Source organism: Flavobacterium sp. 9, from assembly GCF_002754195.1.
Classification (GTDB): Bacteria; Bacteroidota; Bacteroidia; order Flavobacteriales; family Flavobacteriaceae; genus Flavobacterium.
Map to the genome: position 1 here is coordinate 41,468 of NZ_PEEU01000001.1, position 12,308 is coordinate 53,775.

A 12,308-nucleotide genomic window follows, 5' to 3' on the forward strand; every position below is an offset into this window, starting at 1 on the left:
GTGAACTAGTTCAACGTCTCTATTTCTTGTGTCGCTATACCTTTGACAAAAATATAAGACATGAAAAAATTAGCTTCACTATTGCTCATAATTGCTACAACGATAGCATGCAATAAAAAAAATGATTCATCAATTCAAAACAGTATTAAAAACACAAAAGAAATGGAAAGTTCAAAAAAAGAAAAAACAGCATTAATTATTATTGATATTCAAAATGATTATTTCCCAGGCGGAACTATGGAACTTGTTGAACCTGAAAAAGCAGCACTAAAAGCAAAAGAGGTTTTATCGTATTTTAGAGAAAACAAAATGCCGGTAATACATATACAGCATATTGCATTGCAAGAAGGTGCTACGTTTTTTCTGCCAAACACAAAAGGTGCCGAAATTAATAAAATTGTTGCTCCTCTTGCTAACGAAAAGGTAATTACAAAAAACTATCCTAATAGCTTTAGAGATACTCAATTATTAGAATATCTACACGAAAATAATATTACCGATCTAGTTTTTGCCGGTATGATGACAGATGTTTGTATCGATGCAACTGTAAGAGCTTCGATGGATAACGGTTTTAATAACACTTTGATTAGCGATGCTGTTGCGACAAGAGATCGTGAACTAAACGGAAAAGTAGTTCCGGCAGGCCAAATTAATACTGCTTTTCTAGCCGGATTAAATGCTCTTGGTGGTTTGTACGCTACAGTTTTATCAAGCGATGAATTTCTATCAAAAAATAAATAATTAAAGGTTCTTTAGTATAAACCTTGGCAAACCAATTCAGGTTTACCAAGGTTTTTTTATTACAAGAAATTGTAAATATTATTCTGATGCAGGACTATTTTTTGGTGGAAAAAAGAATTGCAAAGGTTTACTTCTAAAATATCTAAAAATCGCTTTTGCCACTTGTCTTAATTCTGAAAGTGGAATATTACGCGAACGAAATGCAAGTCCCAACGACAAACTAAAACTAACTGGACTTGCAACAAAAAGTCGGACAAATTTTCTAAGACCTATGCTACACTTTCTATTTTATAAAATTCTAGTTCCATTTCTTTAGGTGTTTTATATCCCAAAGAAGAATGCAGACGTTTTCTATTATACCATACTTCTATATATTCAAAGACTGCTAATTTAGCTTCTTCAATGGTTGTGAATTTATGCTGATAGATAAGTTCTGCTTTAAGGGTCTTGAAAAAACTTTCAGCTACAGCATTATCCCAACAATTAGCTTTTCTACTCATACTTTGAGTGATTAAAGTATTTTTATTAATCAATTTTCTGAATTCTATCGAAGCATATTGTATTCCTCTATCTGAATGAAAAAGTAAAGATTCTGTTATTTCTCTTTTTGATACTGCCATTTTCCAAGCTGGAATAATCGTTTGATCGGTATACATTCGTGTGCTTAATGACCATCCTATAACCTGCCTGTCATATAAATCAATAATAGTAGTAAGATATAACCAGCCGGCAGCTGTTCTTATATAGGTTATATCAGACACCCAAACCTCATTAAGTGATTTTGGTGTAAAATTTCTATTGAGATGATTACTGCACACTGGATATCGATGATTAGAATCTGTGGTTACTTTAAAGCGTCTTTTAAGTTTACTTCTCCAGCCATTAAGAAGCATCAATTTAGCAACTTTCCTTTTGGATATTTTATATCCTTTTCTTTTTAGCTGTTCCGCTATTCTGGGACTTCCGTAAGTTTGACTGCTTAGATCAAAAACTTCTTTTATTAAATCTGTAAATAGACTATTTTCTATAAATCTATTAGAAGGACCGCCACTGAACCATCTATAATAACTACTTCGGCTTACTTTTAAAACGCTGCACATCTTTTCAATAGGATATAAATGTTTATAGCTGACTATAAATTGGTAGATTTCCCATCGCTCTTGGAAAAGATGTGAACGGCCTTTTTTAATATCTCAAGCTCTAATTCTTTTTCTTTAAGGGCTTTTCGTAATTGTTTTACTTCTAAAGAATCTATCTCTGTCTTTTTAGAAATAATTGGTTGTAGATTAGTAAATGTTTTTTGAGAAGACCTCCATTTATAAATACGCTCTACCTGGACGCCTAGTTCATCTGCTAATTCTTTGATGTTTTCTCGCTCGTAACTTAATCGTACTGCTGATGATTTAAACTCAGCACTGTAAACTCGTTTTTTCATAATTCTAAGATATTTATTTTTATTTAAACAGTCTTAAAATTTATGTCCCAGTAAATGTAGCAACTCCACTTCGGGCTGTTTTAAAATGGTATACGAAGCGGCGTAGGATGGTGAAACAGTGTTGGCCAATAAATTACTACCGTTCACCATCGCATTAAAATATACGCCTTCAAATTTACTCAGCTTTTTACTTGCCTGCGTTGTTACTGTTTTGGTACGTTCCAAAGAAGTTCCCGGAGGCATGCTTAAAGCGGTCATTACAAAACTCTGATCTTCTGTAGGGATAAATGCTTGCGGTGTGTTGCGTGCCAATACTACCGTTAAAATGGTAACCAAAACCAATCCGCCCAAAGCCAGCCATTTTCTTTTAATTAGAAAAAGAACAGCATTTGTATATCTTTTTGTAGCCGCATGAAAACCAGTATTAAAGAGTTCATAGAATCTTTGTAAGCCTTTTTTATGTTTATCTTCATACAATTCAGCATGTTTGTTTTTAAGTAAAACAGCACATAAAGCTGGACTTAAGGTTAAGGCATTTACTGCTGAAATTACAATAGCAATAGCAAGTGTAAAAGCAAACTGTCTGTAAAACACACCAACCGGACCTTCGATTAAACCAATAGGTAAAAATACCGCCGACATTACCAAAGTAATAGATAGAATAGCTCCGGTAATTTCGCCCATCGCGCTGATTGTCGCTTTTTTAGCATCGGTAGAATGGTGTTCTAATTTATGATGAACGGCCTCGACGACGACAATCGCATCATCGACCACCACTCCAATAGCCAGAACGAGGGCAAAAAGTGTCAGCAAATTAATGGTAATGCCAAAGACTCCCATAAAAAAGAAAGTTCCAATAATCGCCACTGGTACAGATATTGCCGGAATAAGCGTAGAACGAAAATCCTGAAGGAAAATAAAAACAACAATAAATACCAGTATAAAAGCTTCAACCAAGGTATGTTCAACCTGATTGATAGAAGCGTCCAAAAAGCGTTTTGTACTATAAGTGGTTCTGTAACTAATTCCTTTTGGGAAACTCTTTTTGGCTTCTTCCATAAATTTCAGAATCTCAATCTGAATATCATTGGCATTCGAACCCGGAGTCTGAAAAATCGCAACTCCAATTCCCGGATGCCCATCCAGCGTTTGTGCCGATGCATAAACATGATCCAACGATCCTAATTCTATTTTAGCAACATCTTTTAAACGCAGCACAGAACCATCCGGATTTGCCCTGATTACAATATCTTCATAATCCGGTTCTTTGTTCAGTTTTCCTTTGTATTTAATCGTGTATTCAAAAGCCGTTGCGCTTCCTTCTCCAAATTTACCCGGAGCTGCTTCAATATTTTGATGGTCAATGGCTTTCATGACTTCCTGTGCTGTCATTTGATAGCTTGCCAATTTTCCCGGATTCAGCCAGACACGCATGGCGTAATCCTTACTTCCAAATACCTGCGCTTTTCCAACTCCCTGAATACGCTGGATTCCCGGAACAATATTAATAAGATCGTAATTGTTCAGGAAAGCCGAATCGTAATTAGGATTGGTGCTTTCGAGATCAATAATCATGATCATACTGTTGTTTTGTTTGGAAGTATTAATACCCGTTTTTACGACTTCCTGAGGCAGTTGATTTGTGGCTTGCGAAACCCTGTTCTGTACGTTAATTGCCGCCTGATCCGGATTGGTTCCCAGTTTAAAATAAACGGTAATCGTCAATGTACCATCGTTTGAAGAAGACGATGTCATGTAGATCATATTTTCTACTCCGTTAATTACCTGTTCTAACGGCGTGGCTACAGAACGGGCAACGGCTTCGGCACTGGCTCCGGGGTAACGTGCGGTTACCACTACAGAGGGCGGTGCAATTTCCGGAAAGGTTTCCATAGGTAATTTTTCCAGAGCCAAAAAGCCTAAAATTACCAATATAAGTGAGATGACAGTAGCCGTGACGGGTCTGTCGATTATTTTCTTTAACATAATTTAAAAGGCTAGATTATTATTTTGAAACTTTTACCTGTATCCCTTCATGCAAGCGTTCAAGTCCTTTTGATACCAATATATCTCCAGGTTTTAATCCTTCGGAAATGATATAATTTAAAGCTGTTTTTTGTCCTATTTTTAAGGATACGCTTTTCAGCTTGTTGTTTTTTTCGACCACATAAGCCATGACTTTATTTTGTAATTCGTAAGTAGCCGACTGTGGAATCTGAATTACATTTTTGTTGTATTGCGACATGATAATCTTACCAGTATTTCCGGAACGTAAAAGTCCTCCGCTATTAGGAAATGAAGCTCTAAACGTAATAGATCCGGTAGATTTATCAAATTGTCCCTGAACAATATCGACTTTGCCCTGTTCGTCGTAAACTGAATTATCAGGAAGCATTAAACGAACAGAAGGAATTCTTTTGATTTTTTCTTCTATGGTTTTTCCCGGATATTGTTGTTTAAACTGCAAAAAAGCTTCTTCACTCATCGAGAAATAAGCATACATGGTATTGATATCTGAAACCACAGACAAGGGTTCCGGTTCGTTATGCCCCACAAGACTCCCAACTCTATAAGGCAGTTTGCCTACATAACCGTTTACAGGAGCTTTTATAAGCGTAAATCCTTTGCTTATAGCCGCACTTTTCTTTGCAGCTTCTGCTTGTCGAACAGCAGAATTTGCGGCGCTGAGTTCGGCTTGGGCATTTTTAAGCTGTACATCTGAAACTACTTTTCCGTCAACCAGTTTTTGTATTCTAGTGGCTTCAATTCTGGCTTTTTCCCTGTTGGCTAATGCAGTTTGCAAAGATGCAGTTGACTGATTTAGTTTTTCGCTGTAAGGCGTATCGTTAATAAGAAACAATGGTTGTCCTTTTCGTACATAAGCTCCTTCGTCTACAAATATTTTTTCCAGATATCCTTCAGCCTGAGGTCTTATTTCAATATTGCTGATTCCTTCAAGCATGCCCGAAAATTCTAATTCTGTTGTAACCGATGTGGTATCAACTGTAACGGTTGACACTAATGGCGTCACTGTTTTTTCTTTTTCTGCTTTGGATGAACATCCTTGTAAAACCAATAAGCAATAACCGACCATCGACGTTCGGAATATAGTACTAAGCAATGCTTTTAAATGTTGCTGCATGACAATAAATAATTTTTAATGGATTAATAATGAATTGGATGGAAATTTCAATATTGTTGTTTTTAATTGAAGTTTCTCAAATTGCATGCAAAGGTGTATCGGAATTAATTATAAAGGAAATAGCATAATTTATAGATATCTATAAATCAATTTATACTTAATATTATAAGGAAAATAAAAAACAAGTAACTTTGCACTATGGTAGACATGGAATGGTACAGAACGTTTAAAACGATATATCAGGTGGGTACGCTTACTGGCGCTGCACAGGAATTGCTTATTTCGCAACCCAATGTAAGTCAGCATTTATCAGCCCTTGAAGCTCATGTAGGTAAACAGTTATTCGAACGTAAACCACGCCGAATGGTGCCAACAGATTATGGCAAATTATTTTATACTCAGGTAATTGATGCCATTGAAAAATTAGAATATATTGAAGCCGAATTTAGATATACACGTTCTTCAAATATTCCGCTGACTTGTATTGGCACATCTAAAGAGTTTTTCTACAGCATTCTGTCTTCAAAAATAAGTCAGGCTCCCGCAAATCTTGTTTTTGAATTTTGCCCTTCCAAAGAATTAATGCAAAAATTAAATTCAGGAAAATTGTATTTTGTCATCACTTCAAATCGTAATGATGAGAAGGATATTGTTTATGAACCTATTCGTACTGCCAATTTACTTCTTGTTGGCAATAAGGAATTCGATACAACCGAATTTGATCTTTTCATAACTAATTCTGAATTTGATAAAGCCGAAAAATGGCTTTGCGATAAAGATTGGTATGCTTACAGCAGTGATCTGGCGATTATTAGACGATTTTGGTTAGAAAATTTTAAAAAACGCCCAACCATAAAACCCCGATTTGTTATTCCTGATTATAATTCGATTTTAAAAGGAATTCGTTTTGGTTCCGGTATCACCATTGCATCAGATTATTTAGTGCAGGATGATATTGATCAACATCATATTAAAGAAATCTGGAAAGGCCATCATCCTACTCAAAACACGATTTATCTTGCCTACAATAAAAATAATGTCACTACAGATCAAATCGAAATGGTCAAAAAGCTATTGAAATAATCTTTTGTTTTCAAAGATTTATTCTAAAATATGTTCGCCTTTGAAACAAATAGCTTCCATCAAAAAAAACTTTCTTTAGCATTATAAAAATCAATACATTTGTCGCACATCAGAAATACAAAATGAAAAACTTAATTAACATCACTATTATTAGCAGCATTATTATCATTCGATAATGATCAGGGATGTTATATAAATAAGTACACAGATACAATTTAAAACCTCCCTTTTCGGGAGGTTTTTTTATTTAAAATACACATGAAAAATTCAGTACAAATTATCATTATCGCAATTATCATTATTCGTCTTTTATGACGAGGCAGGATTCTATTGTATAATAAAAACCTTTCTCAGTCATAAATGAGAAAGGTTTTTTTATTTCCGGAAAACACTAACTACTAATAAATCAATCAATTTAGACACACTTTTCAAATGAAACAAGAATATACTTTAACCGCCTACACCGAAGATCAAATGGGATTACTCAATAAAATAACCATTATGCTTACGCGAAGAAAAATCAGTATAGAAAGCCTCAATATCTCTACTTGCGAAATTGACAAAATGTACCGATGTACGCTCGTTATAAAAGAAACTTTTGAAATCGCCAGAAATATTGCGCTTCAAATCGAAAAAATCATCGAAGTTTTTAAATGTTATTTTAGCACAAACGAAGAAATCATCTGGAAACAAATGGGATTGTTAAAAGTAAGGACATCTGGTTTCATCAATGAAGAAAACATAAATCATTTACTTAAAAAATACAACGCCAGATTTATATTAATCGAAAAAGATTTCACTGTTTTTGAAGCAACGGGACAAGAAGATGAAATCAATAATTTGGCTAGCGAATTAAAGAACTTTGGATTAATAGAATTTATAAAAACAGCTCGAATTGCTCTCACTCTAACCAACGAAGCTTTTGATATATAATCTACAATATATAGTAATATTAAACCAAATAAATAAAGCCTATAATCTCCACTTTTTTGGCGGAGATTATAGGCAATAGTTTTCAAATCGCACAGATTTTTAATTGTGCTTTTTTATGAAATAATTCGATTATAAAAACGAAGTTCCAAATCGTTCAAAATGGCAAGTATAACCATTTGGATTCTTCACAAGATAATCCTGATGATATTCTTCGGCAGTCCAAAATTTAGAATAAGGTTCCAACGTCGTAACAACTTTGCCCGGCCATTTACCTGAATCATCAACAATTTTAATTACTTCATCAGCATCTTGTTTTTCTTCCTCATTCTGAATAAATATCGCAGATCTGTAACTAGAACCTCTGTCATTACCTTGTCTGTCGACAGTTGTTGGATCATGCATTCTGAAAAAATAATCTAATAATTCTTTAAACGAAGTTTCGTTAGCATCGTAGGTAATTTCTATTCCTTCGGCATGTCCCGGATGATTTGGATAGGTTGGATTTTCGTTGTCTCCGCCAATATAACCTACTTCGGTATCTTTTACTCCAGGTCGCACGCGAAACAGATCTTCCATTCCCCAAAAACAACCTCCGGCTATGTACGCTTTTTTTAAATTTTCCATGGTATTTTATTTTTAATATCCTTAAGATTAGACGCTAATATCTATTTTAAATATATACTCTCATCCTATCTTATTTGAGCAGTTAAATTAATACTATATTTTTAGAACATTCGCATTTCTTAACAAAATTAAAGAGAACTTTCACAAACATTTTTGTAGAAGTATATTCTTATTTTATTCTTCAAATATTATAATTTATCCTCTAAAATAGCGAAATAATCAGTTCTAAGCCATATTTAACATATGTTTATATTACATTCTCTATACTTTTGTATTTTCCTTATTGACTGAATGAATAATCTACTACAACCTTTACCTCACAACGAGACAGAGCGACTTGCGGCATTAAAGCGTTACAATATTCTCGATACTTTGCCTGAATATGCTTTTGATGATGCAACAGCACTCGTTGCTTATATATGCGGTGTGCCCATTGCACATATTTCTTTTATAGACGAAAACAGACAATGGTTTAAATCTGAAATTGGAATTGGAGTAACAGAAGTTCCTCGTGATATTAGTTTTTGCAGATATACAATTATGCAATCCGAATTGGTTGAAATATCCGATACTTTTTTAAGCGAAAGATTTAAAAACGATCCAAATGTTCTTGATGGTTTTAAAGTGAGATTCTATGCCGGAATTCCGCTTACAACACCAGATGGTTATAATATTGGAACTATTTGTGCAATCGACCATGTTTCTAAAGAGTTGAATGAAAATCAACGAAATGCACTTTCGATTGTTGCAAAACACATTATCAATCAATTAGAATTAAGAACAAAAAATATTGATCTTGCAGCTCAGAAAAAAATTGCCGAACGCGCAGTTCTCGCAAAAGATAGTTTTCTGGCTAATATGAGTCACGAAATCAGAACGCCTTTAAATGCTATTATTGGTTTTACAGATCTTTTGGCGCAAACTTTTCTGGATACAATTCAACGTGATTATGTTAATAGCGTACAAATTGCCCAAGAGAATTTACTTTTAATTGTAAATGATATTCTGGATCTTTCTAAAATTGAATCCGGAAACCTGACAATAGATGAAGAACCATTCAATTTAAAAAGCACGCTGAAACACGTTTATGATTTACTAAAAGTAAAAGTTTCTGCAAATGTCGAATTCAATCTTTTTCTCGATGCCGATATGCCGGAAATGGTAATTGGCGATCAGGGACGATTGAATCAAATTCTGGTTAACCTTGCCGGAAATGCACTAAAATTTACAGAAGAAGGTGAAGTAACGGTTTCTGTAAAAAAGATTAGTGAAACCGAAGATCAATATTCGCTTAGATTCTCTGTAAAAGACACCGGAATTGGTATTAATGAAGCGAAACTTAAAAGCATTTTCGAAAGATTCACGCAAGCCGAAGAAAGCACAACACGAAAATTTGGCGGCACAGGACTTGGTCTTAATATTGTAAAACAACTTATTGAATTGCAGAATTCTGAAATTCAGGTAAAAAGTAAACCTGGATTTGGTTCCGAATTTTTCTTTACTCTTACTTATAAAAAAGCAAATCATATTGAAACCACAGTTGAAACCACAACTGCTTATAACCCCGGAAACCTTAAAATACTTCTTTGTGAAGACAATGTTTTAAACCAAAAACTGGTGAAAAGTGTTATTCATAATTTTGGATTTAAATTAGATATTGTTGGAAATGGTGAAGAAGGAATTGCTCTTTTATCCAAAAATGAATATGATTTAGTATTGATGGATCTTCAGATGCCAGTAAAAGATGGTTATCAAACGACAGAATACATCAGAAACGAAATGAAATTAACCGTTCCTATTATTGCAATGACGGCGCACTCTCTTGTGGGTGAACAGGAACTTTGTTATAAAATTGGGATGAATGCTTACGTTCCTAAACCCTTCAAGCAAGAACAACTTTTAGAAGCTATAAAAACAGTTATAACTAAAGATGTTGATCCGATACAAAAGAGAATAATTGATTTTTCTTTTATTGATGAGGTTTCAAGCGGCGAAGCAGATTTTAGAAAAGATATGATTGATCTTTTTCTGGAAAAAATTCCTAATGAAGTTGTAGAATTAGGAAAAGCCATTCGCAATAACAATTACAATACAGCAATGAGAATTTGCCACAATATGAAATCCAGTCTGGATATTTTCATGCTAAAAGATCTTAGTAATTATTTATCTACTATTGAAAAAGAAGCCAAACAAGAGCAATTTAATTCTAAAACAATAGAAAAAATAAAAGCCTTAGATTATGAAATTGCCGAAGTCTTCAAGATTTTAAAGGAACTTCGATAGAAAAGCATTAATTATCTCTTTTCTATTTCAATAAATCCACCTATAGCCCGTGGTTTCAACCATGGGGACACAATATATATAACACGTGTTCCCATGGTTGAAACCACGGGCTATGTTTTACCTATCCGTTTAATTATAATTCGATTTCAACCATGCAATCGCAATTATTTATAACATATAACACGTGTCCACGTGGAAAACCACGGATTATGTTCTCCCTATTTCAATAAATCCAACTATAGCCCGTGGTTTCAACCATGGGGACGCAATATATATTACGCGTGTCCCATGGTTGAAACCACGGGCTATGTTTTTTATCTTCTACATTTTTTTTCTTTTCCTTGCGTTCGCCTTATAAATCTCCTCTTAAAAAAAATGCATTTTATATAATTTATATAAAATCATAATCTCCGATTAATAATTTTACGAAATACCGTAAAATAAAAATCACTCCAAAAATCACAATTCATTTAAAAACAACCGCTTAACTTCAACGGCACATTGTTTGAAAATTACTCTGCGTAAAATAAATAGTATTTAAAAATGCAGAACGTGAACATATCAATTTCGAGATATTTTTTTTTCTTAATCTAGGTTAACTGACAGACTTTCGAAACTGCTGTAAGTTTGTCAAAGAAATCAAACAACATCAATAAAATTAAAATAACACTTTATTATAATTCAAATTTTAACAATTATAGAAACAATTTAATAATCTAAAACCATAACAAGATGAGCACATTTAAAACACAAGACGGAACAGAAATTTTTTACAAAGATTGGGGAACAGGAACACCAGTAGTTTTTCACCACGGATGGCCATTATCAAGTGATGACTGGGATGCTCAAATGATGTTTTTCCTAAAACAAGGATATAGGGTTATTGCACATGATCGCCGCGGACACGGTCGTTCAGGTCAAAGTTCAGAAGGGAACAACATGGAAACTTACGCATCAGATATCGCAGAACTTACTGCATTTCTTGACTTAAAAGATGCAATTCACGTAGGTCACTCAACCGGAGGTGGTGAAGTAATACGTTACGCAGCAAAATACGGAAAATTACGTGTTGCAAAAGCAGTAATTATTAGCGCTGTAACACCAATTATGATTCAAAACGAAACAAATCCTGAAGGAGTTCCATTATCAGTTTTTGACGAAATCAGACAAGGAACAGCTTTTAACAGAGCGCAATATTTTTATGATTTCCCAATTCCGTTTTACGGATGGAACCGCGAAGGAAAAGTAGTTCAGGAAGGAATTAGACACAATTGGTGGCGTCAGGGAATGATGGGTTCAGTTTTGGCACATCATGATGGAATCAAAGCTTTCTCTGAATCAGATTTTACAGAAGATCTTAAAAGTTTAGATATTCCGGTTTTGGTTTTACACGGAGAAGATGATCAGATCGTTCCTTACGGTCAGGCGCCAAGAGCTGCAGCACTTTTGAAAAACGGAAAACTAATTTCTTATCCTGGTTTTCCTCACGGTATGCCAACTACAGAAGCGGAAACTATCAACAACGATATTCTGGCTTTCATTAAAGCATAAGTAAACAATTAATTAAAACTGCCTCTATTGGTTCGCTTTTACAGGCAGTTTTTCAAAACTTTCCAACCATGAGTACTATTCAACAACCCTCTTTTGATACTGTTACAGAAGCTTTGCAATGGCTAAATCAACAAGGTTTTACCGAAAACTTTAATCTTGATGAAAACTGTATTCGTTACAACAATAACAAACAAACGATGTCACCGGAAGAATTCAAAATCGAATATCTATTCCGTTTTGAAGGAGATACAGATCCCGGAGATGAAGATATTGTTTACGGAATTATATCTGAAATCTACAATATAAAAGGTGTTTTGACCAGCGCTTTTGGAATCTATGCCGACGCTGTTTCTGCTGAAATGATCCGTAAACTTTCAACACATTCTTAATGAATTTCACCAAAGCGATAATAAATCTGCGAAATATCGTAACCAAAAAACATCGTTTTATCTCATACATCCCAATATAATAGCCAATTACAGATTTGGCACCTTGTTAGCTTAACTAATAATATTA

At 34.2% G+C, this 12,308-nt stretch carries 12 protein-coding genes; 6 read left to right on the plus strand and 6 right to left on the minus strand.

All coding sequences use genetic code 11. From position 1 onward, the window contains the following. Positions 1-60 precede the first annotated feature (60 nt). Positions 61-741, plus strand: coding sequence for a cysteine hydrolase family protein (locus CLU81_RS00175; RefSeq protein ID WP_233209616.1), 681 nt, complete (start codon positions 61-63; stop codon positions 739-741). A 78-nt stretch (positions 742-819) separates the two neighbouring features. Here CLU81_RS00175 and CLU81_RS26605 read toward each other — a convergent pair whose 3' ends face one another. The 5 genes from CLU81_RS26605 to CLU81_RS00195 are packed head-to-tail and all read right to left on the minus strand — an operon-like array spanning position 820 to position 5,318. Next, positions 820-960 (minus strand): site-specific recombinase, encoded by a 141-nt coding sequence (locus CLU81_RS26605; RefSeq protein ID WP_255410501.1) that lies wholly within the window; start codon positions 958-960, stop codon positions 820-822. A 50-nt stretch (positions 961-1,010) separates the two neighbouring features. Next, positions 1,011-1,931 (minus strand): IS3 family transposase, encoded by a 921-nt coding sequence (locus tag CLU81_RS00180; protein ID WP_144444448.1) that lies wholly within the window; start codon positions 1,929-1,931, stop codon positions 1,011-1,013. After that, a complete protein-coding gene (locus tag CLU81_RS00185) occupies positions 1,874-2,176 on the minus strand; it encodes a transposase (RefSeq protein WP_099707978.1) in 303 nt (100 codons plus the stop codon). The genes CLU81_RS00180 and CLU81_RS00185 overlap by 58 nt, the downstream gene beginning before the upstream one ends. 33 nt (positions 2,177-2,209) lie before the next feature. Next, positions 2,210-4,162 carry an efflux RND transporter permease subunit gene (locus CLU81_RS00190; RefSeq protein WP_099707979.1) on the minus strand — a complete coding sequence of 651 codons (1,953 nt, stop codon included), beginning with the start codon at positions 4,160-4,162 and terminating at the stop codon, positions 2,210-2,212. A 19-nt stretch (positions 4,163-4,181) separates the two neighbouring features. Beyond that, positions 4,182-5,318 carry an efflux RND transporter periplasmic adaptor subunit gene (locus CLU81_RS00195; protein WP_099707980.1) on the minus strand — a complete coding sequence of 379 codons (1,137 nt, stop codon included), beginning with the start codon at positions 5,316-5,318 and terminating at the stop codon, positions 4,182-4,184. A 207-nt stretch (positions 5,319-5,525) separates the two neighbouring features. On the opposite strand from CLU81_RS00195, the gene CLU81_RS00200 reads away from it, so the two are divergent. Both CLU81_RS00200 and ilvN read left to right on the plus strand, forming a co-directional pair. Continuing rightward, positions 5,526-6,401, plus strand: coding sequence for a LysR family transcriptional regulator (locus tag CLU81_RS00200; RefSeq protein WP_158235295.1), 876 nt, complete (start codon positions 5,526-5,528; stop codon positions 6,399-6,401). Positions 6,402-6,833: 432 nt separating this feature from the next. Next, on the plus strand, positions 6,834-7,334 hold the full coding sequence (gene ilvN, locus CLU81_RS00205) for an acetolactate synthase small subunit (RefSeq protein WP_099707982.1): 501 nt from the start codon (positions 6,834-6,836) through the stop codon (positions 7,332-7,334). A 129-nt stretch (positions 7,335-7,463) separates the two neighbouring features. On the opposite strand, the gene msrA is transcribed toward ilvN, so the two are convergent. Then, a complete protein-coding gene (gene msrA / locus CLU81_RS00210; protein WP_099707983.1) occupies positions 7,464-7,958 on the minus strand; it encodes a peptide-methionine (S)-S-oxide reductase MsrA in 495 nt (164 codons plus the stop codon). A gap of 291 nt (positions 7,959-8,249) precedes the next feature. Between msrA and CLU81_RS00215 the strand changes: the two genes are divergently transcribed. The 3 genes from CLU81_RS00215 (at position 8,250) to CLU81_RS00225 (ending at position 12,181) form a co-directional block, all read left to right on the plus strand. Continuing rightward, a complete protein-coding gene (locus CLU81_RS00215; RefSeq protein WP_099707984.1) occupies positions 8,250-10,241 on the plus strand; it encodes a GAF domain-containing hybrid sensor histidine kinase/response regulator in 1,992 nt (663 codons plus the stop codon). 732 nt (positions 10,242-10,973) lie between these two features. Continuing rightward, positions 10,974-11,792 (plus strand): alpha/beta fold hydrolase, encoded by an 819-nt coding sequence (locus tag CLU81_RS00220; protein ID WP_099707985.1) that lies wholly within the window; start codon positions 10,974-10,976, stop codon positions 11,790-11,792. 68 nt (positions 11,793-11,860) lie between these two features. Beyond that, positions 11,861-12,181, plus strand: a complete 321-nt coding sequence (locus CLU81_RS00225; protein ID WP_099707986.1) for a phosphoribosylpyrophosphate synthetase — start codon at positions 11,861-11,863, stop codon at positions 12,179-12,181. The last annotated feature ends 127 nt before the right edge of the window (positions 12,182-12,308 follow it).

Coding starts and splice junctions, on each gene's coding strand:
- CLU81_RS00185 (WP_099707978.1), bottom strand. CDS start 2,176: ATGAAAAAACGAGTTTACAGTGCTGAGTTTAAATCATCAGCAGTACGA.
- CLU81_RS00225 (WP_099707986.1), top strand. CDS start 11,861: ATGAGTACTATTCAACAACCCTCTTTTGATACTGTTACAGAAGCTTTG.
- CLU81_RS00175 (WP_233209616.1), top strand. CDS start 61: ATGAAAAAATTAGCTTCACTATTGCTCATAATTGCTACAACGATAGCA.
- CLU81_RS00215 (WP_099707984.1), top strand. CDS start 8,250: ATGAATAATCTACTACAACCTTTACCTCACAACGAGACAGAGCGACTT.
- CLU81_RS00190 (WP_099707979.1), bottom strand. CDS start 4,162: ATGTTAAAGAAAATAATCGACAGACCCGTCACGGCTACTGTCATCTCA.
- CLU81_RS00200 (WP_158235295.1), top strand. CDS start 5,526: ATGGAATGGTACAGAACGTTTAAAACGATATATCAGGTGGGTACGCTT.
- CLU81_RS00220 (WP_099707985.1), top strand. CDS start 10,974: ATGAGCACATTTAAAACACAAGACGGAACAGAAATTTTTTACAAAGAT.
- CLU81_RS00195 (WP_099707980.1), bottom strand. CDS start 5,318: ATGCAGCAACATTTAAAAGCATTGCTTAGTACTATATTCCGAACGTCG.
- ilvN (WP_099707982.1), top strand. CDS start 6,834: ATGAAACAAGAATATACTTTAACCGCCTACACCGAAGATCAAATGGGA.
- msrA (WP_099707983.1), bottom strand. CDS start 7,958: ATGGAAAATTTAAAAAAAGCGTACATAGCCGGAGGTTGTTTTTGGGGA.